We start from the raw sequence: 22,445 nt of genomic DNA on the forward strand, positions 1-22,445 counted from the left end.
TTTATTCGGTGTTTATCAGCCTGCCGATGGCGTCCCGGTTGGTCCAGGAGCCGGCCCGGGCGCGGGCTTCCTCAAAGGGCAGCCAGCACTGATCCAGGTGCTCGGTGAGCCGCACTTCTTGCGGCTCGGGCAGACATAAACGGAATTCGTATTCCCAGTTGTGGGTCACCCCCGGCCGGTAGCGATGCCGCCAGTGGGGGTAAATTTCAAAGCGCACCCGGTGCCCGGTCTCCACCAGTTGCAGACCATTGCCCACCACCAGACCGGTTTCTTCCTCCAGCTCGCGGGCGGCAGCCTGCATGCGATTTTCGCCGGCTTCAAGGCTGCCGGTGACCGACTGCCAGAAGTCCGGGTTGTCCTTGCGCTGCAGCAGCAGTACCTGATCCTGGGTATGAATAAGGATCAGTACCGACTCCGGGTGCTTGTGGACCATGCCTTACTCCGCCTTGGGCTGCTCGGTGCGAATGGCAAGCTCGGTCAGCGCATCCGGATTGGCCAGGCTGGGGGCGTCGGTGAGCAGACAGGAAGCCGTGGTGGTTTTCGGGAAGGCAATCACGTCCCGAATGTTGTCGGTGCCGGTGAGCAGCATCACCAGACGGTCCAGACCAAAGGCCAGACCGGCATGGGGCGGGGTGCCGTACTTGAGGGCGTCAAGCAGGAAGCCAAACTTCTCCTGCTGCTCCTCGGCATTGATGCCCAGCAGGCGGAATACGGTCTGCTGCATGGCATTGTCGTGAATACGCACAGAGCCGCCACCCACTTCGTAACCGTTAATCACCATATCGTAGGCATTGGCCACGGCGGTCAGCGGACTGGCTTCCAGCTCCTCGGCGGACACGTCCTTGGCAGCGGTAAAGGGATGATGCATGGCGTAAAGGCGATCGTCTTCTTCCTCAAACATGGGGAAGTCCACCACCCACAGCGGCTTCCAGCTGTGCTCGACCAGCTCCAGGTCCTTGCCCAGTTTCAGGCGCAGGGCACCCATGGCATCGGCCACCACCTTGGCGGAGTCGGCGCCAAAGAAGATAGCGTCGCCGTCGGTGGCGCCGGTGCGGCTCAGCAGCTCGGCCACGATAGACTCGTTCAGGAACTTGGCGATGGGTGACTGAACGCCGTCCAGCCCCTTGGCGGCTTCGTTGACCTTGAGCCAGGCCAGGCCCTTGGCGCCATAAATGCCCACGTACTTGCCGTATTCGTCGATCTGCTTGCGGGAAAGCTGAGCACCACCGGGCACGCGCAGGGCGGCCACCCGGCCCTTGGCGTCGTTGGCGGGGCCGGAAAACACCTTGAAGTCCACGTCCTTCACCAGATCGGCCACGTCGGTCAGCTCCATGGCAATACGCAGATCCGGCTTGTCGGAGCCGTAGCGGCGCATGGCTTCTTCGTGGGTCATGATCGGGAAATCGCCCAGATCCACGCCGGCCACGTCCTGCCACAGTTCGCGCACCAGCCGCTCCATCACCTCACGCACCTGCTCGGCGCTCATAAAGGAGGTTTCCACATCGATCTGGGTAAACTCGGGCTGGCGGTCGGCGCGCAAATCTTCGTCGCGGAAACATTTCACAATCTGGTAGTAGCGATCAAAGCCGCTCATCATCAGCAGCTGCTTGAACAGCTGGGGCGACTGGGGCAGCGCATAGAAATAGCCCTTGTGCACCCGGCTCGGCACCAGGTAGTCGCGGGCGCCTTCCGGGGTGGCCTTGGTGAGCATGGGGGTTTCGATATCGAGGAAACCGTGCTCGTCCATAAAGCGGCGCACCCGGCTGGTGACCTGAGCCCGGGTCTTGAGGAAGCGGGCCTGCTCGGGGCGGCGCAGGTCGAGGTAGCGGTACTTGAGGCGCTGCTCTTCGGAGTTGTTCTGGTTGAAGTCCAGAGGCAGCGGCGCCGCCTTGTTGATGATGGTGAGCTCATGGGCAAAGATTTCCACCTCGCCGGTGGCCATGTCCTTGTTCACCTGAGACTCGGGGCGCGCGCGCACCACACCGGTGATTTGCACGCAGAACTCGGCACGCAGACCTGAAGCCTGGTCGTAGGCCTCGGCCTTGTCGGGATCGAAGAACACCTGAACAATGCCTTCCCGATCGCGCATGTCGATAAAGATAAGACCGCCCAGATCACGACGACGATGAACCCAGCCACTGAGGGTTACGCTCTGGCCAACCAGGGAGGCGTCTACCTGCCCGCAATAATGAGTGCGCATGGAGTCTTCCTATGATGTGCTTTGGCTGCGGCGCCCGGCCGCAGACTTGAATTGGTCTGTAAACAGCGCGCTAGTATAATCGGAAACCCGAACAGGGGTAAAACTCGATGTTTTTGATAAGCATTGTGAGGAGTGAGGGGTCAGGCGTGAGGAGACCATCCCCTCGCGCTTTACTCCTCACCCCTCACATTATCTTTTCAGGAGAAATATGCCGTTATATCTGGGTCTGAGCCAGTGGTCTCATGCGGGCTGGCCGGGCAACCTGCTGAGCCGGGGGCTGAAAAGCACAGAACACCTTTCCGACTATGCAAAAGTGTTCAATACCGTGGAAGGCAACACCAGCTTCTATGGCGTGCCCGACACCCAGAGCCTGACGCGCTGGGAGGCCATGACAGGCCCGGACTTTCGCTTTACCTTCAAGTTTCCGTCCACCGTCAGCCATCAGGGCCGCCTCGCCGACAATATCGCGCAGGCTTTGGCCTTTATCGAGCAGCTTGCGCCCCTGCACCACAAGCTGGGCATGCTGATGCTGCAGCTGCCCGCCGCCACGGGACCGGAGCAGCTCGACGGTCTGGCACAGCTGCTTGAGGCGTTGCCAAACGAATTTGAACTTGGCGTGGAAGTACGCCACCCGGCCTTTTTTGCCAAGGGCGAGGCCGAGCGCCGGCTCAACCGGCTGCTGCTGGAGCAAAAAGCCAACCGCATTATCATGGACTCCCGGCCGGTGTTTGCCGTGCCTGCCACCACTCCGGCGCTGGCGGATGCCCAGCAAAAGAAGCCCAGAGTACCGGTGCATATCATCAGCACGGGGCATTCGCCGGTGGTGCGCTTTATCGGCAATCCCAATCTCCCCGCCAACACGCCCTTCTGGCAGCCCTGGCTGCCGCGCCTGCAAGGCTGGCTGGCCGAGGGCAAGTCGGTGTATCTGTTTGTGCATACCGCCGATAACGTCGAGGCCCCGGCCCTGGCCGCCACCCTCGCCGAGGCGCTAGCCGCACCCCTGCCCGACTTTCCCGGGAACGAGCCGGAACCCCAGGGCAGCCTTTTTTGAGGTCGTTCGTGAGGGGTGAGGAGAGAGTGGGCAAACCACATGCGGTTCTCCTTACCCCTTTCCCTTTAACTCCTCACTTTCCTCACCGCCAGCGCAAAAAGAATTTGTCGCACTCAGGGGCGGTCATCAAGACAACCCCTTGCGCTTCTTTTACAATACCGCCCATTCAGTGCAGCACCGCTGCCGTGAGCAAGAGTTCTATATTTACAACGTCATGCAAGATAAAGATCATATTTTCGCCGCCCCCATTGAGCGTCTGGGCGACTTCTGTTTCGACCACAAGGTGGCCGAGGTTTTTCCGGACATGATCAAGCGATCCGTGCCCGGTTACTCCAATATCATCTCTGCCATCGGCATGATGACGGCCCGTTTTGCCCAGCCCAATACCCGCCTCTATGACCTGGGCTGTTCCCTGGGCGCCGCCACCCAGGAAATGCGCCGCAACCTCAACCAGCCCGGCTGCCGCATTGTGGCGGTAGACAACTCCGCCGCCATGGTGGAGCGGGCGCGCAATCACCTGGCCGCCTTTCGCTCCGATGTCGAGGTCGAGCTTAAGGAAGCAGACATCTGCGACCTCACCATTGAAAACGCCTCCGTGGTGGTGCTCAACTTCACCCTGCAGTTTATCGATCCTTCACTGCGCGAAGGGCTGCTGCAGAAAATTTATGACGGCCTCAACCCCGGCGGCGTGCTGATTTTAAGTGAAAAGTTTGTCAGTGCTGACGACACCGTCAACGAGCTGCTGATCGATCTGCACCACGACTTCAAACGGGCCAACGGCTACAGCGAGCTGGAAATCAGCCAGAAGCGCACCGCCCTTGAAAACGTGCTGCGCCCCGACTCCCCCGAGCAGCACAAGGCCCGGCTCAAGGGCCTTGGTTTTGCCCACGTCGACATGTGGTTCCAGTGCTTTAACTTCGGCTCCATGGTGGCCATCAAATGATCGACTTCAGCGACTTCTATCAGCAAATTGCCAAAACCCGGCTCAGCCACTGGCTGCACTGCCTGCCGGCCCAGCTGCACGACTGGCAAAAGCAGCACCAGCACGGCGATCTGGCCCGCTGGAGCCGGGCCCTGCGCAAGCTGCCGGTCATTCATACCCAGCATATCGAGCTGAAAGACCGGGTCGCCATCGGCCAGCCCGGCGAGGTGTCGGCGGGCGAACAAAAGAAAATCAGCAGCCTGCTGGATCAGTTTCATCCCTGGCGCAAGGGCCCCTTTGAGGTGCACGGCATTCACATCGACACCGAATGGCGCTCCGACTGGAAGTGGGACCGGCTCAGACCCCATATCAGCCCGCTCAACAACCGCTATGTGCTGGACGTGGGCTGCGGCAGCGGCTACCACCTGTGGCGCATGATGGGCGACGGCGCGGAAATGGCGGTAGGCATAGATCCGTCCCAGCTGTTTCTGTGCCAGTTCGAGGCCATTAAACACTTCGCCAATGGTTATAAGGGGATCCAGGTATTACCCTTAGGCATAGAAGCACTGCCCGAGCTGCGGGCCTTTGACACCGTGTTCTCCATGGGCGTGCTTTATCACAGACGCTCTCCCGTCGATCATCTGCTGCAGCTCAAGGCCCAGCTGCGCGACGGCGGCGAGCTGGTGCTGGAAACCCTGGTCATTGACGGCGACGAACACCAGGTGCTGGTGCCCGGCGAGCGCTACGGCAAGATGCGCAATGTCTGGTTTATACCCAGCTCGGCAGCTCTGGTGGGCTGGCTGGCCAAGTGCGGCTTTGAACACATTCGGGTGGTGGACGAAAGCATTACCACCCTTGACGAACAACGGCGCACCAACTGGATGCGCAACGAATCGCTGGCGGACTTTCTCGACCCGAACGACCCCGGCAAAACCATTGAAGGCTACCCGGCTCCCAAGCGCGCCATCATCATCGCCAACAAGCCGGTTGCCCCCCAACACGGAACAAAGAGAGAAAAGGATGAATAAAGCGGCCCTGTCACTGCTGATGCCCCTGTTGCTGAGCGCCTGCGCCAGCCAGACCGCCCTGGAAGAGTTACCGCCCCCTCCGGTAACCGGGCCCGAGCTGTCGGCGGCGCTGGCCGGCCAGGAAGCCCGGCTGCTCTCCGCCATGGAACAGCAGAACACCCGGCTGAACAGTAATCATCATGCCTTTATGGCTGCCCTGCAGCAGGACATTCGCAACCTGAAAAAGCAGCTGGTGGCGGTGCAGCCGCCGGCCGAGCCAGAGCCACAAGCCCCCAGCATCCCCGTCGAGATCCCCGATAACGAAACCCGGGACGGCAAGCTGATCGTGGGAGAAACCGAAGACGTCTGGATGGATGCGGTGAACGATGTTTTCCCCGCCCGCATCGACACCGGTGCCACCACCTCGTCCCTCAGCGCTCAGGACATCACCGAGTTTGAGCGCGATGGCAAGCCCTGGGTGAGCTTTAACATGGCCCACGAAGGGGTGGAGGAAAAACTGCCGGTAGAAGCGCCCCTGGTACGCTATGTGCGCATTCGTCAGGCTTCTGCCGAGGAAACCGAGCGCCGCCCCGTGGTGCAGCTGACCCTGCGTCTGGGCCGGTTGTCGGAAAAAACCGAGTTCACCCTCACCGACCGCTCCCAGATGACCTATCCGGTGCTGCTGGGCCGTGAGTTTCTTAAAGACATCGCCGTGGTGGATATCGCCCGCCGTAATGTGCAGGGCAAACCCAGGCGTCCCAAACCCTCCAGCGAGTAAATCTCATGTACTCACGCAAACCCTTTTATCTGATCGTGGCGGCCCTGTTCCTGGTGGGCCTGGCGCTGATGCTGCACCGTCATTTCGTGTATGAAGTGCCCTGGCTGCCCGGCGAAAAGCGCCAGATCTGGTCGGTGGAAGCCAAGGTGGAATTTGAGGCCGATGGCCGCCCGGTGAAGGCATCCCTGGCCATTCCCGGCAGCCAGCCCGGCTTTACCCTGATGAACGAGTCCGCCGCCTCTCCCGGTTATGGCCTCTCCTTTGTGCAATCCGAAGACGGCGGCAGCCGGGCCGAATGGTCCATTCGCTCCGCCTCCGGCCATCAGGAGCTGTATTACAAGGTCGACATGATGCTCGATCCCTTTGCCAAGGGTCCTCTTGGCAATGTGCCGCCCCAGGTCACCACCGTGGAGGTGGCCGAGCCCTACGCCACCGCCATGGATCAGGTGCTGACCCTGGCCGAAGAACGCTCGTCCGACGGCATTACCCTGACCCGGGAGCTGCTCAAGGAGCTGGGCAGCGGCGGCCAGAACGCCGAGCTGCTGGCTCAGTACAAGCAGTCCGGCCCCCTGCTGGTGGATATGCTGCACCGGGCCGGGGTGCCGGCGCGGTTGCTGAAAGGCCTGCAACTGGAAGATGGCCGCCGCCGGCAGCGGCTGGTGGACGTGGTGCAGGTGTTTGACGGCGAGCGTTACGACATCTTCAACCCGGCCACCGGCGAGCAGGGCCGCCTGGAAAACCTGCTGCTGTGGGAGTACCACTCGGCACCGGTGCTGGATCTGGTGGGCGCCAGCAATTCCCGGGTCAGTTTCTCCATGCTGGAGCAGGAGCAGCCGGTGAACGTGGCCCTGGCCAAGAAGTTTGATCAGCCCGACTGGATCAACGTGTCACTCTATAACCTGCCGCTGGAAGAGCAGGCCCTGTTCAAGGGCATATTGCTTATTCCCATCGGCGTGCTGGCGGTGGTGTTCCTGCGCATTATTGTGGGGGTGAAAACCTCGGGCACCTTTATGCCGGTGCTGATCGCCATGGCCTTTATTCAGACCAGCCTGCTCACCGGCCTGGTGGGCTTTCTGCTGATCGTGGGCACCGGTCTGGTGCTGCGCTCCTACCTGTCGCACCTCAACCTGCTGCTGGTGGCGCGAATATCGGCGGTGATCATCATGGTTATCGGCATGATCGGCTTTTTCAGCATCATCGCCTATCAGCTGGGCCTGACCGAGGGCATGAAGATCACCTTCTTCCCCATGATCATTCTGGCCTGGACCATAGAGCGCATGTCGGTGCTGTGGGAAGAGGAAGGCCCGAAGGAAGTGATCAAGCAGGGCGGTGGCTCCCTGGTGGTGGCGGTGATGGCGTTTCTGGCCATGAACAACGAGCTGATCCGTCACCTGACCTTCAACTTCCTCGGCCTGCAGCTGATCGTGATGGCAGCGGTGCTGCTGCTGGGTAACTACACCGGCTATCGCCTGACCGAGCTCAAGCGCTTCAAGCCCCTGGTGGACGAGCTGAAACATGATTAAGAACCTGCTGGCCAAATACGCCTCGCCCTTTGAACTGGGCCGCCACGGCATTATGGGCATGAACCGGCGCAATATTTCCTACATCAGCCGCTACAATCCGAGGCGGCTGTATCCGCTGGTGGACAACAAGCTCAAAACCAAGCAAATCGCTCTGGATGCCGGCGTGACCGTGCCGGAGCTGGTGGGGGTGATCGAATATCAGCACCAGGTGGCGCACCTGTGGGACATGGTCAAGGAGTGGCCAGGCTTCTGCATCAAGCCCGCCAAGGGCTCCGGCGGCAAGGGCATTACGGTGATCGTGGATCACGATCGCCAGAGCTTTACCAAGCCCAGCGGCAAGGCCGAGACCATTGAAGATCTGGAGCGCCATGTGTCCAACATTCTGGCCGGGCTTTACTCTCTGGGCGGCAAGCCGGACGTGGCGCTGATTGAAGCCCTGATCAACTTCGACGATGTGTTTGACGGCTTCTCCTATGAAGGCGTGCCCGACACTCGCGTGATCGTGTTCCGGGGCTTTCCCATCATGGCCATGATGCGGCTGTCTACCCAGGCCTCCGACGGCAAGGCCAACCTGCACCAGGGCGCCGTGGGCGTGGGCCTCGACATCAACACCGGCCGGGCCATTCGGGCCGTGCAGTTCAACGCGCCGGTGCGCCACCATCCGGACACCGGGCGGGATCTGTTTGAGCTGAAGGTGCCCTACTGGGAGCAGCTGCTCAACCTGTCGTCGTCCTGCTACGAGATGTCGGGGCTGGGCTATATCGGCACCGACATGGTGCTCGACAAGCAAAAGGGCCCCATGTTGCTGGAGCTGAATGCCCGCCCCGGCCTGGCGATACAGACCGCCAACGCCGCCGGTCTGGTGCCGCGGCTGCGCAAGATTGAAAAGCTCGGCCGCAAGATCACCCTGACCCCGGACGAGCGCGTGGCCTTCTCCCGCAAGGAGTTCGCCAGCGAGTTGTAAAAGTTCGTGAGGGGTGAGGTGTCCGGAGTGAGGAGATAAAAACGGCGCCGGGGTTAAGCCCGGCGCCGTTTTATTTTATGCGTTTACACCTCACGGGGTTTCCCCCTCACCCCTCACGGGTTTACAACCGCGTTTTGCGCTTTTGCCGCTGACCCGGCTTGGGGCCCTGGCCGCGGGAGCCGGTGGGGGCCGGCTTTTTCGGCGCAGCGCCGGTGCCGGCACCCTTGACCCGGGTGTTGTGCTTGCGCACCGCCTTGCGAATGCGGGCCACCTGCTTGTAGCGATCCGGAGCATTCACGTCCACCTTGCTTTCCTGCTCCGGGGCCAGGCCCACTTCCTTGCGCAGGTAGTTCACCTGCTCCAGCGGCAGCTCGGCCCAGCCGCCCCGGGGCAGATTCTTGGGCATGTCGATCTTGCCATAGCGCACCCGCATCAGCCGGCTTACCTGCACGCCCTGGGATTCCCACAGCCGGCGTACTTCCCGATTACGGCCTTCCTTCAGGGTCACATGGAACCAGAGGTTCATGCCCTCGCCACCTGTGTATTTCAGGGTTTCAAAGCGGGCCTCGCCGTCTTCCAGCATCACGCCCTTGCGCAGCCGCTGCAGCATGGCCTCGTTCACTTCGCCAAATACCCGCACCGCGTATTCCCGGTCAATTTCATGACGGGGGTGCATCAGCCGGTTGGCCAGCTCACCATCGGTGGTAAACAGCAGCAGGCCGGAGGTGTTCACGTCCAGCCGGCCCACCGCCACCCAGCGGGCGCCCTGCAGCCTTGGCAGACGATCAAATACCGTGGGGCGTCCTTCCGGATCCTTGCGCGTGCTTACCTCGCCTTCCGGCTTGTGATAGGCCAGCACCCGGCACACGATATCGCTTTCGGCCTGAGTTTCCACCAGATGGCCATCCACGCGAATTTGCTCGTTGCCGGCCACCCGGTCACCCAGTACCGCCACCTTGCCGTTCACGCTGACTCTGCCCTGGCTGATCAGACCCTCGATTTCCCGGCGCGAGCCCTTGCCGGCCCGGGCCAGCACTTTTTGCAGTTTTTCAGTCATGTCGTTCACTTATTCAAAAGGGGTGAGATCGCCCGCGCCTTCGCGCACGATCACCGGGGTGTCGTCATACAGGTCCACTACCGTGGTGGGCCTGGAGTCGATCACACCGCCGTCGATGATCAGATCCACCACCTTCTCCAGCCGGTTGCGGATCTCAAAAGGGTCATATTCCGCCTCGGTTTCGCCGGGCAAAATCAGGCTGCAGGACATCATGGGCTCGCCCAAGGCCTCAAGCAGCGCCAGACTGATGGCATGATCCGGCACTCGCAGACCAATGGTCTTGCGCTTGGGGTTCTGCAGCCGCTTGGGCACTTCCTTGGTGGCCCGCAAAATAAAGGTGTAGGCACCCGGCGTGTTGTTTTTCATCAGCCGGAAAGCGCCGTTGTCGACCCGGGCGTAGGCAGACAGCTCGGACAAGTCCCGGCACACCAGGGTGAAGTTGTGATCCTTGTCGATCTGGCGAATACGACAGATACGCTCCATGGCGTTCTTGTCGCCCAGCAGGCAGCCGATGGCATAACCCGAGTCGGTGGGGTACACCACCACGCCGCCCTGGCGCACAATAGCCACGGCCTGGTTGATCAGCCGTGGTTGAGGGTTGTCTGGATGAATTTCAAAAAACTGACTCATGATTCCTCCCGGAATGATTTACAGAAAGCGCTCCCATACGGGGGTCGCCTCTTTGGGCAGCCACAACTGGCGGCCCAGCTCCCGCCACTGGCTAGGAAAATGAAAGTCGGAGCCTACGGACGCAGCCAGGCCATATTCCTTGCTCCACTTGCCAAGGGTGGCACGTTCCTGCGGACTTTGCTGCGCCATGGACACTTCCATGGCATCGCCGCCGGCCTCGGCAAACGCCGTAAGCATGTTGCGAATCCACTTGTTCGACAGATCGTAGCGGGTGGGGTGCGCCAGCACCGCCACCCCGCCCGCCGCCTGTATGGTACCGATGGCGTCCTCAAGGGAGCACCAGTCCGGCGGCGCATAGCCGGTGTTGCCCCGGCTCAGAAACTTTTTGAATACCTTGCCCATGGAGTCGGCCGCGCCCTGTTCCAGCAGCCAGCGCGCCATGTGGGTGCGGGTAATGGCGGCCTCGCCGGCAATGGCTTTCGCGCCCTCGTAGGCACCCGGGTAACGGGCTTTTTCCAGCCGTTCGCTCATTAACCGGGCTCGGGCATCGCGGCGGGCGGCCTGGTCGGCAAGCAGCTGCGTAAGCCCTGAGTGCGCCGGATCCAGGTTCAGCCCCACCACATGAATCTCCTTGTGCTGCCACAGCGCCGAGATCTCCACTCCGGCTATCAGCCGAATACCATGCTCGTCGGCGGCGGCCTGCGCCTCGGCCAGCCCCGCCACCGTGTCGTGGTCGGTCAACGCCAGCACATCCACCTCCTTTTCGGCGGCCCGGGCCAGCAGTTCACCGGGGCTCAGGCTGCCGTCGGAGGCGGTGGAATGGCTGTGCAGGTCAATGCGCATAAAAAATCCTGTGGTCGGGCTTGACTTGGCACCGCAAATATCGTTTAACTGTATCCAGTTTTTCGATTAGCGAGATTGAGCGCCATGTTGCAGCAAACTTCCACTCTGACCATTTGGTGGTGGCACACTCCCTGAAGCGGGTGTGATTTGCTGTATTCGTTCAACAGTCTCAGCGAACATAAAAGCCCGCAACTCTGCGGGCTTTTTTATTATCCAGTAAAAGGTGATGCGATGAAACCGACCTCTTTCATTTTTTGGCGATGGCAACCCGAAAACCGGCCTGTTCAGCAACCGGCATTCGCGTCCGTCACCGACGACGACATTGCCAGCCAGGTCATCAGACAGATCCCTGATGATCAGCATTAACACATAAGGAATACCCCATGGCGCAAGGTCAGCTCCACGTTCTATTGCAAGATGCACCCTACACCGATGATCCTCTGGCGTTATACGCCGCCCTCAGCCAGCCCGGCGACAACAGCCTGCTGCTGGAATCCGCCGAAATAGACACCAAGGCGGGCACCCAAAGCCTGCTGATGCTCGATGCCTGTGTGCGTCTGGTGTGCCGGGGCCGGGAAGTTACCCTCACCGCCCTTAATGCCAACGGCCTGCCCGCCCTTGAGCTGATAGCCAGTGAGCTGGGGGGCAAACGCACCAACACCCAGCTTACCGTGACCCTGGCCGAGGCCGACGCCGACCAGGATGAAGACAGCCGCCTGAAAGCCGCTTCCGTACTGGAAACCATTCGGCTTATTCTCACCCGCTTTACCGCCGACAAGGGCCAGCAGTACCTGTTTATGGGCGGCACCTTCGCCTACGACCTGATTGCCTCCTTTGAGCGCCTGCCCGAGGTGGCCGAGGGCATCAACCACTGCCCCGACTTCTGTTTCTATCTGGCGGAAACCCTGATCACCCTGGATCACGTAAAAGAGCAGTGCCATCTGGCCGCCTGCGCCTTTGACCCCGCCGAGCAGGCGCGGCTGCAGACCCGCCTGACCGCGCTGGCCGCCGCCTGTGGCGAACGCCATGCCAGCCCCGAGGCCGAGTCTGGCCTGAGCGGCAAGGTCACAGCCAGCAAGAGCGATGCCGAATTTCGCGCCGACGTGGAGCGGCTCAAGGGCAATATTGTGGCCGGTGACATCTTTCAGGTGGTGCCGTCCCGCTGTTTTACCCTGCCCTGCCCCAGTCCCTTGGCGGCCTATGGCAAACTCAAGCAGACCAACCCCAGCCCCTACATGTTCTATGTGAACGATGAAGACTTTATTCTGTTTGGCGCCAGCCCCGAGAGCTCGGTGAAGTTTGACCATCACAGCCGCCAGGTGGAGATGTATCCCATTGCCGGCACCCGCCGCCGTGGCTTTAACCCGGACGGCAGCATCAACCTGGATCTGGACGGCCGCATCGAGCTGGATCTGCGCCAGGACGAAAAGGAAACCGCCGAGCACCTGATGCTGGTGGATCTGGCCCGCAACGACATCGCCCGCATCAGCGAGCCCGGCAGCCGCTATGTAAAGGATCTGCTGAGCGTGGACCGCTACAGCCATGTGATGCACCTGGTGTCCCGCGTGGTAGGCACATTGCGCGCCGATCTCGACGCCCTGCACGGCTATCAGGCCTGCATGAACATGGGCACCCTTACCGGCGCCCCCAAAATTCGCGCCAGCGAGCTGATCCGCGAGGTGGAAGGCCAGCGCCGGGGCAGCTACGGCGGCGCCGTGGGTTACGTCAACGGCCTGGGCGACATGGACACCTGCATCGTGATCCGCTCCGCCTTTGTAAGCCAGGGGCTGGCCCATGTGCAGGCCGGCGCCGGCGTGGTGTATGACTCGGACCCGCAGTCGGAAGCCGACGAAACCCGCAACAAGGCGGCGGCGGTACTGAACGCCATCGCCCTGTCCCACGGCACCACACTGGCGGAGGTGAGCTCATGAGCCAGACCATTTTCCTGCTCGATAACTACGACTCCTTTACCTACAACCTGGTGGATCAGTTCCGCGCCCTCGGTGCCACCGTGAACATTTACCGCAACACAGTGCCGGTGGCCCAGCTGCTCACCGCCATGGAGCAGGCGGAGAACCCGGTGCTGGTGCTCTCCCCCGGTCCGGGCAAGCCCGCCGACGCCGGCAATATGCCAGCGCTGATTAAAGAATGCCTGGGCCGCTTTCCCATCCTGGGCATCTGCCTCGGCCATCAGGCCCTGGTGCAGCACTACGGCGGCCGAGTGGAAAGCGCCGGCGAAATCAAGCACGGCAAAAGCTCGCTGATCAGCCACAGCGGTGAAGGTGTATTTGCCAACCTTGCCAACCCGCTGCCGGTGGCCCGTTACCACTCGCTGGTGGGCACCGCCATCCCTGCCGGCCTGGAGGTGATTGCCGACTTCAACGGCATGACCATGGCGGTGCAGGACCAAAGCAACCGGGTGCTGGGCTTTCAGTTTCATCCCGAATCCATCATGACCACGGACGGGGCCCGCCTGCTGGCCCAGAGTCTGGAATGTATTACCAACAAGGAGAACGCCGCATGAATCAGGCCATGGAGCAACTTTACCGGGGAGAACACATCAGCCGGGAGCAGGCCCACGCCCTGTTTGAGCAGGTGATGAGCGGCGACATGGATCCGATTGTGCTGTCTTCCCTGCTGACCGCGCTCAAGATAAAAGGCGAAACCTCCGACGAGATCGCCGGCGCCGCCAGCGCCCTGCTGGCCGCCGCCAAGCCCTTTCCCCGCCCAGACTACGCCTTTTGCGATATCGTTGGCACCGGCGGCGATGGCATGAACACCATTAACGTCTCCACCACCTCGGCACTGGTGGCCGCCGCCTGTGGCATCAAGGTGGCCAAGCACGGCAACCGGGGCGTGTCGTCCAAGTCGGGCTCCTCCGATCTGCTGGAGCAGCTCGGCATTCGCCTGGATCTGAGTCCGGAACAGGCCCGCCGCTGCCTGGACGACACCAATGTGTGCTTTTTGTTTGCCCCTCACTACCACGGCGGCATTCGCCACGCCATGCCGGTGCGCCAGGCCCTGAAAACCCGCACCATCTTTAACGTGCTGGGCCCGCTGATCAACCCGGCGCGCCCCAGCTTTATGCTGCTGGGGGTATACAGCCCGGCGCTGGTGCGCCCCATTGCCGACACCCTGGTGGCCATGGGCCTGACCCGCGGCATGGTGGTGCACGGCAGCGGCCTGGACGAAATTGCCATTCACGGCACCACCCACATTGCCGAGATCAATGGCGACACCATTACCGAATATGACATCACCCCCGAAGAGCTGGGGCTGGAGCGCCACGACATCAGCGCCATTGTGGGCGGCGAGCCGGCGGAAAACCGCCGCATTACCGAGGCGCTGATGGCCGGTGAAGGCACCCTGGCCCAGCAGAGCGTGATTGCCATGAACGTGGCGCCGCTGCTGCTGATGAGCGGCCAGGTGGAAAACCTCAAGCAGGGCGTGGAGCGGGCGCTGTCCGTGTTAAGATCCGGCCATGCCATGGACGTGGTTAAACAACTGGCGGAGTTGAGTCAATGCTGAATACGGTGCTCGGCAAAATCGTTGCCGACAAAAAAATCTGGGTGCAGGAACGCAAGCAAAGCCAGCCGCTGGCGAGCTTTGAGGCTGGCCTCACCCCCAGTGATCGCCCCTTTGCCGAGGCCCTGGCCGCCGGCAAACCGGCCTTTATTCTGGAGTGTAAAAAAGCCTCGCCTTCCAAGGGGCTGATTCGGGAAGTATTTGATCTGGATGCCATTGCCGGCGTGTATGGCCGCTACGCCTCGGCCATTTCGGTGCTCACCGACGAGAAATACTTTCAGGGCCGCTTTGAGTTTGTCACTCGAGTGCGCAATCAGGTCACCCAGCCGGTGATCTGCAAGGACTTTATTATCGACCCCTATCAGATCAAGCTGGCCCGTCATCACCAGGCCGACGCCATTCTGCTGATGCTGTCGGTGCTGAACGACCAAGAGTATGCCGAGCTGGCGGCGGTGGCCGAGTCCCTTAACATGGGCGTGCTCACCGAAGTGATCGACGAGGACGAAGTGGCCCGCGCCCTCACCCTTGGCGCCAAAGTCATTGGCATCAACAACCGGGACTTGCGGGATCTCTCCATCGATCTCGACCGCACCAGACGGCTGGCGGCGCTGATCCCCGACGACCGTATCGTGATTTCCGAGTCGGGCATTTATCACCACGGCCAGACCAAGGCGCTTTCGGCCCACGCCGACGGTTTTCTGGTGGGCAGTTCACTGATGGCAGAAGACGATCTGGACCTGGCGGTACGCCGGCTGATCCTGGGCGACAACAAGGTCTGTGGCCTGACGCGCCCCGAAGACGCCGCCGCCGCCCATGAGGCCGGCGCCGTCTATGGCGGCCTGATTTTTGTGGAAAAAAGCCCCCGTTGCGTGAACCTGGATCAGGCCCGCAATGTGATGACCGGTGCCCCGCTCCACTATGTGGGCGTATTCCAGAACCAGCCGGTTGACGAGGTGGTTGCTACCACGCAGGAACTGAACCTGGCCGCGGTGCAACTGCACGGTAACGAAGACGACGCCGTGATAGACCAGCTTAAAGCCCGGCTGCCCGGCGTGGCCATCTGGAAAGCGGTGGCGGTAAGCAACGAACTGCCGGCCCTGCCACAACACGCCGACCGGCTGCTGTTTGATACCAAATCCGGCAACCAGAGCGGCGGCACCGGCCTCGCCTTTGACTGGAGTCTGCTGAACAACATCGACAAGGCCAATGCCATGCTGGCCGGCGGACTCACTCCCGACAACGCCGCCACCGCCGCAGCGCAGGGCTGCCGCGGTCTGGACTTTAACTCCGGCGTGGAAAGCGCCCCCGGCCACAAAGACGCCACCAAACTCAAGGCGGCCTTTGCCACCCTCAGACATTACGGACGCAGGACAACTACACAATGAGCTTACTGAACCCCTTTTTTGGTGATTTTGGCGGCATGTATGTGCCGCAGATCCTGATGCCGGCCCTGCTGCAACTGGAGCAGGCCTTTGTGGACGCCCAGCAGGATCCGGAATTTGACCGCGAGTTTCGCGAGCTGCTGGCGGAATACGCCGGCCGCCCCACCCCGCTTACCCGGGTGCGTAACCTGGCCAGCAATACCAACACCCGCATCTATCTGAAGCGGGAAGACCTGCTGCACGGCGGTGCCCACAAAACCAACCAGGTGCTGGGCCAGGCCTTGCTGGCCAAGCGCATGGGCAAAAAGCGCATTATCGCCGAAACCGGTGCCGGCCAGCACGGCGTGGCCACGGCCCTGGCCTGCGCCCTGATGGGCATGGAATGCATCGTCTACATGGGTGCCAAGGACTGCGAGCGGCAAAAGCCCAACGTCTTCCGCATGGAACTCATGGGTGCCAAAGTGGTACCGGTGCATTCCGGCTCCGCCACCCTGAAAGACGCCTGTAACGAGGCCCTGCGCGACTGGACCGCCAACTACGACACCACCCACTACATGCTGGGCACCGCCGCCGGTCCGCACCCCTTCCCCACCATAGTGCGGGAATTTCAGCGCATGATTGGCGAAGAAGCCAAGGTGCAGATTGTGGAGCACGAAGCGCGCCTGCCCGATGCGGTGATCGCCTGCGTGGGCGGTGGCTCCAACGCCATTGGCCTGTTTGCCGACTTTATTGAAGAAGAGAACGTCAGGCTCATCGGCGTGGAGCCGGCGGGCAAGGGTATTGAAACCGGCGAGCACGGCGCCACCCTGGGCGAAGGCACCAAGGGCGTGTTCTTTGGCATGCTGTCGCTGATGATGCACGACAGCGACGGCCAGGTGGAAGAGTCTTACTCGGTATCCGCCGGTCTCGACTTTCCGTCGGTTGGCCCCCAGCACGCCTATCTGGCCACCACCGGCCGGGCCCAGTATGTGTCGGTGACCGATGACGAAGCCCTCGACGCCTTTCAGGCCCTGGCCCGCAACGAAGGTATTATTCCGGCGCTGGAGTCGTCTCACGCCCTGGCGTATGCATTGAAACTGGCCGAAGCCGATCCCGAAAAAGAACAAGTTCTGGTGGTTAACCTGTCCGGTCGTGGCGACAAGGACATCTTTACCGTTGCCGAGATCCTGGAGCAGAAAGGAGAAATGAAATGAGCCGCTACCACCACCTGTTTGAGCGCCTGAACGCCAGCAACGAGGGTGCCTTTGTGCCCTTCGTCACCCTGGGTGACCCCACTCCCGAACACTCGCTGAAAGTAATTGACGCCCTGGTGGCCGGTGGCGCCGATGCCCTGGAGCTGGGCATTCCCTTCTCCGATCCGGTGGCCGATGGCCCCACCATTCAGGCCGCCACCCTGCGCGCCCGGGAAGCGGGCACCAACTCGCAAATCTGCTTCGACCTGCTGACTCAAGTGCGGGAAAAATACCCCGAGCTGCCCATTGGCCTGCTGGTATACGCCAACCTGGTGTTCGCCCCGGGCATGGACAGCTTCTACTCCCGCGCCGCCAAGGCCGGCGTGGACTCGGTGCTGGTGGCCGATGTGCCGCTGGAAATGGCCGACCCCTTCAAGGCCGCCGCCGACAGAGCCGGCATTGAGAGCATTTATATCGCTCCGCCCAACGGCAGTGAGGCCACCCTCAAGGCGGTGGCGGAAATGGGCTCCGGCTACACCTACCTGCTGAGCCGCGCCGGTGTAACCGGCACCGAAACCAGGGCCGGCACCCCGGTAGACACCCTGCTGGCCACCCTGGCCAAGTATGACGCGCCGCCGTCCCTGCTGGGCTTTGGCATCTCCAGTCCCGAACAGGTGCGTGAGGCCATTGCCGCCGGTGCCGCCGGCGCCATCTCCGGCTCCGCCGTGGTCAAGATCATCGAACAGCACCTGGACCAGCCCCAGGCCATGCTCGACGCCCTCACCGCCTTTGTAAAAGAGATGAAGGCGGCCACGCGGAAGTAAGACATACGCTTTCGTCACCCCCGCGAAGGCGGGGGTCCATAAAAAACGGCGCCAAAGCTCAACCTTGGCGCCGTTTTTTAATCCCACTCGAAGTAGGTTGTGATGAGCGAAGCGAATCCCAACAAATTCAGCTACTAAGCAAACATTTATCCACCCTCCTCATCATCCCAACATGCTAACCTGGTCCGATAAAAAATCAAAAAATAACAAGGACACGGAATGAAAGCACCACTGCCCCAGGGGCTGTATGATCTGCTCACCACTCAGGACTTTACCGACTCAACCGAGGCATTAACGCAAGCCGGTTTAACCATACATACCGAAGCTCTCAACCCGGAATTCAGCCATGAACGGCTGGCCGATGCTTTGGCGGAGCAGCTCTCTCAATTGCTGGCCAATGTAAAAGGCAAAGACAAGGTCGAGGCTCAGGCTCATCTTATTAACGATATTCTGCGCTATTCGCGCCAGCGCCTTGAACAACCCGATGAGACAGCAGCATTGCTCACCACACCGCCTCAAGTAGTGCGGGCCCTGTATTCCACCACAGCCCCAGACATGCCCGCCATCGGGCTCTCCCAGCCTTGGCTATTTACCGCAGGTAAAGACTCACCCGCCCTGTTTCATGAACTACAGGCCGAGCTGGCTTCGTGTAACGGCGTCGATATTTTGATGAGCTTTATCACCGTCTCTGGTGTGCGCAAAATCATCGATGTGCTCAAGCAAATCACCAGCACCAATGCGCAAGGACAAAGTCAGGCTCGGATTCGTATTCTTACCACTACCTATATTGGTGCCACCGAGCAAAAAGCGCTGGATATGTTGGCTCGCTTGCCCAACTGCGCTGTGCGCGTATCTCTGGATGGTCAGCGTACTCGCCTGCATGCCAAAGCCTGGATTTTTGAGCGTCACAGCGGCTTCGGCTCCGCCTACGTGGGCAGTGCCAATTTATCAAGTTCCGCGCTGATGGGTGGCCTGGAGTGGACCGTTAAATTCACCGAAAAGGGACAAAATCAGCTGTATCAACGAGCACAGGCACATTTTGAAACCCTTTGGAATGATGGAGAGTTTCAGCCTTATAACCCGGATGATCACTCCCACCGCCACGAACTTGCCAGAGCCATCAAACGAGAGTCGGGTCGGGACTTTATCGCCACACCCACTTTTTTTGATATTGAGCCCAAGCCCTTTCAGCAGGATATTCTGGAGCAACTGGCCAACGAGCGGGCCCATGGCCGCATGCGTAATTTGCTGGTGGCGGCCACCGGCACCGGCAAAACCGTGATGGCCGCCTTTGATTATCGGAATCTGGCTCGCCAGCAAGGCGGACTGCCGCGGCTGTTGTTTGTGGCCCACCGTAAGGAGCTGCTGATACAAGCCAGGAATACCTTTCGGCTGGTATTGCGCGAGCCGGACTTTGGCGATCTCTTTACCGGTGAGCATCAACCGGAGCAAGATAACCATCTGTTCGCCACCATTCAAAGCCTGAACGCACGCAAACTACTTACCCAGGCCAAGGCGGATCATTGGCATATGGTGATCATTGACGAATGCCACCATATTGAAGCCAACAGCTTTGAACTGCTGCTAACCAACTTAAAACCGGCCTGCTTGTTGGGACTGACAGCCACTCCAGAACGCACCGATGGAAAGAATATCCTGCGCCACTTCGACAACCGTCCCGATGGCTCCCCCGCCGCCCAGCTGCGCCTGTGGCAGGCGCTGGATTTGCAACTGCTGGCACCCTTTGAGTATTACGCCTGCGATGATGATACCGACTACCGCAGCATTCCCTGGAAACAGGCTAACGAGCTTAAGGAACTGAACAAGCTGCTGACTGGCAACCATATGCGTGCCGCCGCCGTGATCCGAGCTTGGCAGCAGCTGGTGAACGATCCACGCCAGTGCAAGACCCTGGTATTTTGCGTCAGCATTGCCCATGCCGAGTTTATGGCAGCTCAGTTTGAAAAAGCCGGTATCATTGCGCGTGTGATCACCGGGCAAAGCTCGTCAAAAGAGCGACATGAGCTACCCAAACAACTCAAGAATGGCGACATTCACGCCCTGATCACCGTTGATCTCTATAACGAAGGCGTTGACCTACCTTTTGTCGATACCCTGTTACTACTGCGCCCCACCCAGAGTGCCACCCTGTTTCAACAGCAAATTGGCCGTGGTTTGCGCCTGCATGAGGGCAAAGACAGCTGCCTAATTCTGGATTTTGTGGGCCAACATAAACAGGGCTTTCGTTTTGATCTGCTCTACAGCTCCATTACCGGGCTCACTCGCCGTGAAGTGGTGGAGAGCATCGACAAAGGCTTTGGCCGCCTGCCCACCGGCTGTCATCTTCAACTACAAAAACGGGCTCGGGAGCATATTCTCGACAGCCTGCGTCAGGCCATTAATCAGAACTGGCGGCGTCTGCAACAAGAGCTTCATGCCTACGTCAGCCTTACCAATAATCGTCGAGTGACCCTTGGCGAATTTCTTAACGAACAGCAACTGGAGCTGGACGATATTTACCGCAGCGGCCAAAACAGCGGCTGGGCCAATTTAAAGCGAGATGCCGGCCTGCTGGATGGCGAGCCCAGTGAGCAAGAACGCTATTTCAGTCGTCGCATGGGCAGCCTGCTGCATATCGACGATGCCGAGCAGTTGCAGTTGACCCGGCAAGTGGCCGAGCAGAATGCCCGCTACTTGATCGCCAATGACAGCGAACGTCAGAGACTGCAAATGCTGGCGTACCAAATAGATGGTGAGCACAAGCAAACCGGCTCGGCTCAAGCCTTTCTCGATCGCCTGGCACAAACGCCGGCCGCCTGTAACGAGCTGGCTGAGCTCAGCCATTATCTGGATGCCCGTACTCGCTATGCCTACTCTCCCTTACCTGGCCTGGAACATACGCCGCTTAAACTGCATGCGGCCTACCAGAGCCGGGAAATACTGACCGCCGTTGGCTTTTTAACCGAGCACAAACGTACTCCCTTTCAAGCCGGCGTACTGCCCATGAAAGCGCTGAAAACCGAGCTACTGTTTGTCACCCTCGATAAAAGCACGGCGCAACACGAAGGCGTGGCTTATCACGATTACGCCATCAGCCAACAGGAGTTTCATTGGCAATCCCAGAACAGTGCGGGCCCCGATACACCTGGCGGCAAACGCTATTTGGAAAGCGGCGAGAACGGCTGGCGGTTCCAACTGTTTGTACGCATCAATAAACAATCCCCCTATCGCGCCTGTGGTCCGGTTCGCTTTTTGCGCTATCACGGCAGCAAGCCGATGAATATTTACTGGCAACTGGAACACCCCTTGCCCATGCGACTTTTCCGGGAGTTCAGCGTGTTAAAAGGGTAAAAAGAAGCGCCCTGACGGGCGCTAATGCAGGCGAGCGGCCCCTGTTCAGGGACAAGACCTGCGCTCCAATGATCGGCCACAAAGGGGCATTATCTGATCGGACCACCGCCCTCAAAATAGCGCTTGTGCAGCTCGCGGATTTCTTCGGCAAGCTCGGGCACCGGGCCGGCCACGGGAATGTCGGGGGCCACGTCGTTAATGGACAGCGCCTTTACCGGCGAGGCACCCAGGCCCCATTCCTGACACCAGGCCGCAAACTGCTCTGCAGAGCTGGCGTACACAATGCGGCCCAGTCCGGCCCAGGCGTGGGCGGCGGAGCACATGGGGCAGTGCTCACCCGAGGTATAAAGGGTGGAGCGGGAGCGCTCGGTGGCGCTCAGGTTTTCGGCGGCCCAGCGGGCCAGGGCCACTTCCGGGTGCCAGGTAGCCTCGCTGGTGTGAATACGATTGCGGTCTTCCGCCAGTACTTTACCCTCGGCGGATACCAGCACGGAGCCAAAGGCCATGTCGCCTTCACTCAGGGCTTCTTCGGCCAGCTCCACACAACGGCGCAAATGGCGCAGATCCTGCTCGGATATGGTCATGTTTGTCTCCTTTAGGCTAAACCGGTGTTTGATGAGGTTTAGCCCATAAGGTACTGAAGAAACGGCAAGTTTGAAAGTGGGGGAATATGAGGGGTGAGTGAATTGCTGTGTGCGGTCAGCACGAGGGCAGGCAGCCAGGATATCCGAGCCGCCTGAGTTTAATCAGTCGTTACCGGCCAGAGGCTGCAGCTTGCCGACAACGCCGGCATGCAGTATTAAACCTTGGTCGGGTATGGCAACGGTCAGCGAAAAGCGCGATGCTTACCCTTTGTCTTTTATGAAAGCCAGTGCTTATGTTGCCCGTAACCAGCCAACCTCAACTCAATGCGCTGCTCGCCGAGCACCCGGCGGTGCTGATGCTCTATGGCGGCCGCCACTGCGGCGTGTGCCAGGCACTCAAGCCCCGGTTACAGCAGTTGCTGGCCGGGCAGTTTCCGCGAGTGCTGGCCTGTTATGCCGACTGCCAGCATGATGCTGCCGGGCTCTGCGCCCAGCAGCGGGTGATGGCACTGCCGGTGGTGCAGATCTGGTTTGAAGGCAACCGCTTTGCCGAGTTTTTCAGGGTGTTCTCACTGGCAGACATTCAGCAGGCGCTGGAAAGACCCTATTCCCTCCTGTTTGGTGAGGCGTAA

General features: G+C 60.5%; 20 protein-coding genes. 14 read left to right on the forward strand and 6 right to left on the reverse strand.

The window, feature by feature from the left end:
• Position 1: 1 nt before the first annotated feature.
• Both nudB and aspS read right to left on the reverse strand, forming a co-directional pair.
• Positions 2-433: a dihydroneopterin triphosphate diphosphatase gene (gene nudB, locus DA373_RS04130; RefSeq protein ID WP_107851076.1), complete on the reverse strand. Its 432-nt coding sequence runs from the start codon at positions 431-433 to the stop codon at positions 2-4.
• A gap of 3 nt (positions 434-436) precedes the next feature.
• Positions 437-2,200 (reverse strand): aspartate--tRNA ligase, encoded by a 1,764-nt coding sequence (gene aspS / locus DA373_RS04135; RefSeq protein ID WP_107851077.1) that lies wholly within the window; start codon positions 2,198-2,200, stop codon positions 437-439.
• Between the two features lie 208 nt (positions 2,201-2,408).
• Here aspS and DA373_RS04140 point away from each other — a divergent pair, with 208 nt between their 5' ends.
• The 6 genes from DA373_RS04140 (at position 2,409) to DA373_RS04165 (ending at position 8,445) form a co-directional block, all read left to right on the forward strand.
• Positions 2,409-3,251 carry a DUF72 domain-containing protein gene (locus DA373_RS04140; protein WP_107851078.1) on the forward strand — a complete coding sequence of 281 codons (843 nt, stop codon included), beginning with the start codon at positions 2,409-2,411 and terminating at the stop codon, positions 3,249-3,251.
• Positions 3,252-3,465: 214 nt separating this feature from the next.
• Positions 3,466-4,194, forward strand: a complete 729-nt coding sequence (gene cmoA, locus DA373_RS04145; protein ID WP_107851140.1) for a carboxy-S-adenosyl-L-methionine synthase CmoA — start codon at positions 3,466-3,468, stop codon at positions 4,192-4,194.
• The gene (cmoB, locus tag DA373_RS04150; protein ID WP_107851079.1) at positions 4,191-5,201 is read left to right on the forward strand and encodes a tRNA 5-methoxyuridine(34)/uridine 5-oxyacetic acid(34) synthase CmoB; all 1,011 of its coding nucleotides are present in this window, start codon (positions 4,191-4,193) and stop codon (positions 5,199-5,201) included. The genes cmoA and cmoB overlap by 4 nt, the downstream gene beginning before the upstream one ends.
• Positions 5,194-5,958, forward strand: coding sequence for an ATP-dependent zinc protease family protein (locus tag DA373_RS04155; protein ID WP_107851080.1), 765 nt, complete (start codon positions 5,194-5,196; stop codon positions 5,956-5,958). The genes cmoB and DA373_RS04155 overlap by 8 nt, the downstream gene beginning before the upstream one ends.
• 5 nt (positions 5,959-5,963) lie before the next feature.
• Positions 5,964-7,481: an inactive transglutaminase family protein gene (locus DA373_RS04160; RefSeq protein WP_107851081.1), complete on the forward strand. Its 1,518-nt coding sequence runs from the start codon at positions 5,964-5,966 to the stop codon at positions 7,479-7,481.
• Positions 7,474-8,445 (forward strand): alpha-L-glutamate ligase-like protein, encoded by a 972-nt coding sequence (locus DA373_RS04165; protein WP_107851082.1) that lies wholly within the window; start codon positions 7,474-7,476, stop codon positions 8,443-8,445. The genes DA373_RS04160 and DA373_RS04165 overlap by 8 nt, the downstream gene beginning before the upstream one ends.
• A 121-nt stretch (positions 8,446-8,566) precedes the next feature.
• Here DA373_RS04165 and rluB read toward each other — a convergent pair whose 3' ends face one another.
• Genes rluB through rnm form a run of 3 tightly spaced genes read right to left on the reverse strand, consistent with a single transcriptional unit; the run spans position 8,567 to position 10,975 of the window.
• Complete coding sequence (gene rluB, locus DA373_RS04170) at positions 8,567-9,502, reverse strand: 23S rRNA pseudouridine(2605) synthase RluB (protein ID WP_107851141.1); 936 nt, start codon at positions 9,500-9,502, stop codon at positions 8,567-8,569.
• Between the two features lie 9 nt (positions 9,503-9,511).
• Complete coding sequence (locus DA373_RS04175; RefSeq protein WP_107851083.1) at positions 9,512-10,132, reverse strand: L-threonylcarbamoyladenylate synthase; 621 nt, start codon at positions 10,130-10,132, stop codon at positions 9,512-9,514.
• 18 nt (positions 10,133-10,150) lie between these two features.
• Positions 10,151-10,975, reverse strand: a complete 825-nt coding sequence (gene rnm, locus DA373_RS04180) for an RNase RNM (protein ID WP_107851084.1) — start codon at positions 10,973-10,975, stop codon at positions 10,151-10,153.
• A gap of 383 nt (positions 10,976-11,358) precedes the next feature.
• On the opposite strand from rnm, the gene DA373_RS04185 reads away from it, so the two are divergent.
• The 7 genes from DA373_RS04185 (at position 11,359) to DA373_RS04215 (ending at position 21,229) form a co-directional block, all read left to right on the forward strand.
• Positions 11,359-12,906 (forward strand): anthranilate synthase component 1, encoded by a 1,548-nt coding sequence (locus tag DA373_RS04185; RefSeq protein ID WP_107851085.1) that lies wholly within the window; start codon positions 11,359-11,361, stop codon positions 12,904-12,906.
• A complete protein-coding gene (locus DA373_RS04190) occupies positions 12,903-13,499 on the forward strand; it encodes an aminodeoxychorismate/anthranilate synthase component II (RefSeq protein ID WP_107851086.1) in 597 nt (198 codons plus the stop codon). The genes DA373_RS04185 and DA373_RS04190 overlap by 4 nt, the downstream gene beginning before the upstream one ends.
• Entirely contained in the window at positions 13,496-14,503 is a 1,008-nt protein-coding gene (trpD, locus tag DA373_RS04195; RefSeq protein ID WP_107851087.1) for an anthranilate phosphoribosyltransferase, read from the forward strand. The genes DA373_RS04190 and trpD overlap by 4 nt, the downstream gene beginning before the upstream one ends.
• Complete coding sequence (gene trpCF, locus DA373_RS04200; RefSeq protein WP_107851088.1) at positions 14,497-15,885, forward strand: bifunctional indole-3-glycerol-phosphate synthase TrpC/phosphoribosylanthranilate isomerase TrpF; 1,389 nt, start codon at positions 14,497-14,499, stop codon at positions 15,883-15,885. The genes trpD and trpCF overlap by 7 nt, the downstream gene beginning before the upstream one ends.
• Positions 15,882-17,075 carry a tryptophan synthase subunit beta gene (trpB, locus tag DA373_RS04205; protein WP_107851089.1) on the forward strand — a complete coding sequence of 398 codons (1,194 nt, stop codon included), beginning with the start codon at positions 15,882-15,884 and terminating at the stop codon, positions 17,073-17,075. Before trpCF ends, trpB begins: the two co-directional genes overlap by 4 nt.
• A complete protein-coding gene (trpA, locus tag DA373_RS04210) occupies positions 17,072-17,878 on the forward strand; it encodes a tryptophan synthase subunit alpha (RefSeq protein ID WP_107851090.1) in 807 nt (268 codons plus the stop codon). The genes trpB and trpA overlap by 4 nt, the downstream gene beginning before the upstream one ends.
• Positions 17,879-18,097: 219 nt before the next feature.
• Complete coding sequence (locus DA373_RS04215; protein WP_107851091.1) at positions 18,098-21,229, forward strand: DUF3427 domain-containing protein; 3,132 nt, start codon at positions 18,098-18,100, stop codon at positions 21,227-21,229.
• Positions 21,230-21,318: 89 nt separating this feature from the next.
• Here DA373_RS04215 and DA373_RS04220 read toward each other — a convergent pair whose 3' ends face one another.
• Positions 21,319-21,813 (reverse strand): nucleoside deaminase, encoded by a 495-nt coding sequence (locus tag DA373_RS04220; protein WP_107851092.1) that lies wholly within the window; start codon positions 21,811-21,813, stop codon positions 21,319-21,321.
• A gap of 293 nt (positions 21,814-22,106) precedes the next feature.
• Between DA373_RS04220 and DA373_RS04225 the strand changes: the two genes are divergently transcribed.
• Positions 22,107-22,445 (forward strand): thioredoxin domain-containing protein, encoded by a 339-nt coding sequence (locus DA373_RS04225; RefSeq protein ID WP_107851093.1) that lies wholly within the window; start codon positions 22,107-22,109, stop codon positions 22,443-22,445.

Origin of the sequence: Oceanimonas marisflavi, from assembly GCF_003049725.1 — a bacterium.
In the GTDB taxonomy this organism is placed as follows: domain Bacteria; phylum Pseudomonadota; class Gammaproteobacteria; order Enterobacterales; family Aeromonadaceae; genus Oceanimonas; species Oceanimonas marisflavi.

Coding starts and splice junctions, on each gene's coding strand:
- nudB (WP_107851076.1), bottom strand. CDS start 433: ATGGTCCACAAGCACCCGGAGTCGGTACTGATCCTTATTCATACCCAG.
- aspS (WP_107851077.1), bottom strand. CDS start 2,200: ATGCGCACTCATTATTGCGGGCAGGTAGACGCCTCCCTGGTTGGCCAG.
- DA373_RS04140 (WP_107851078.1), top strand. CDS start 2,409: ATGCCGTTATATCTGGGTCTGAGCCAGTGGTCTCATGCGGGCTGGCCG.
- cmoA (WP_107851140.1), top strand. CDS start 3,466: ATGCAAGATAAAGATCATATTTTCGCCGCCCCCATTGAGCGTCTGGGC.
- cmoB (WP_107851079.1), top strand. CDS start 4,191: ATGATCGACTTCAGCGACTTCTATCAGCAAATTGCCAAAACCCGGCTC.
- DA373_RS04155 (WP_107851080.1), top strand. CDS start 5,194: ATGAATAAAGCGGCCCTGTCACTGCTGATGCCCCTGTTGCTGAGCGCC.
- DA373_RS04160 (WP_107851081.1), top strand. CDS start 5,964: ATGTACTCACGCAAACCCTTTTATCTGATCGTGGCGGCCCTGTTCCTG.
- DA373_RS04165 (WP_107851082.1), top strand. CDS start 7,474: ATGATTAAGAACCTGCTGGCCAAATACGCCTCGCCCTTTGAACTGGGC.
- rluB (WP_107851141.1), bottom strand. CDS start 9,502: ATGACTGAAAAACTGCAAAAAGTGCTGGCCCGGGCCGGCAAGGGCTCG.
- DA373_RS04175 (WP_107851083.1), bottom strand. CDS start 10,132: ATGAGTCAGTTTTTTGAAATTCATCCAGACAACCCTCAACCACGGCTG.
- rnm (WP_107851084.1), bottom strand. CDS start 10,975: ATGCGCATTGACCTGCACAGCCATTCCACCGCCTCCGACGGCAGCCTG.
- DA373_RS04185 (WP_107851085.1), top strand. CDS start 11,359: ATGGCGCAAGGTCAGCTCCACGTTCTATTGCAAGATGCACCCTACACC.
- DA373_RS04190 (WP_107851086.1), top strand. CDS start 12,903: ATGAGCCAGACCATTTTCCTGCTCGATAACTACGACTCCTTTACCTAC.
- trpD (WP_107851087.1), top strand. CDS start 13,496: ATGAATCAGGCCATGGAGCAACTTTACCGGGGAGAACACATCAGCCGG.
- trpCF (WP_107851088.1), top strand. CDS start 14,497: ATGCTGAATACGGTGCTCGGCAAAATCGTTGCCGACAAAAAAATCTGG.
- trpB (WP_107851089.1), top strand. CDS start 15,882: ATGAGCTTACTGAACCCCTTTTTTGGTGATTTTGGCGGCATGTATGTG.
- trpA (WP_107851090.1), top strand. CDS start 17,072: ATGAGCCGCTACCACCACCTGTTTGAGCGCCTGAACGCCAGCAACGAG.
- DA373_RS04215 (WP_107851091.1), top strand. CDS start 18,098: ATGAAAGCACCACTGCCCCAGGGGCTGTATGATCTGCTCACCACTCAG.
- DA373_RS04220 (WP_107851092.1), bottom strand. CDS start 21,813: ATGACCATATCCGAGCAGGATCTGCGCCATTTGCGCCGTTGTGTGGAG.
- DA373_RS04225 (WP_107851093.1), top strand. CDS start 22,107: ATGTTGCCCGTAACCAGCCAACCTCAACTCAATGCGCTGCTCGCCGAG.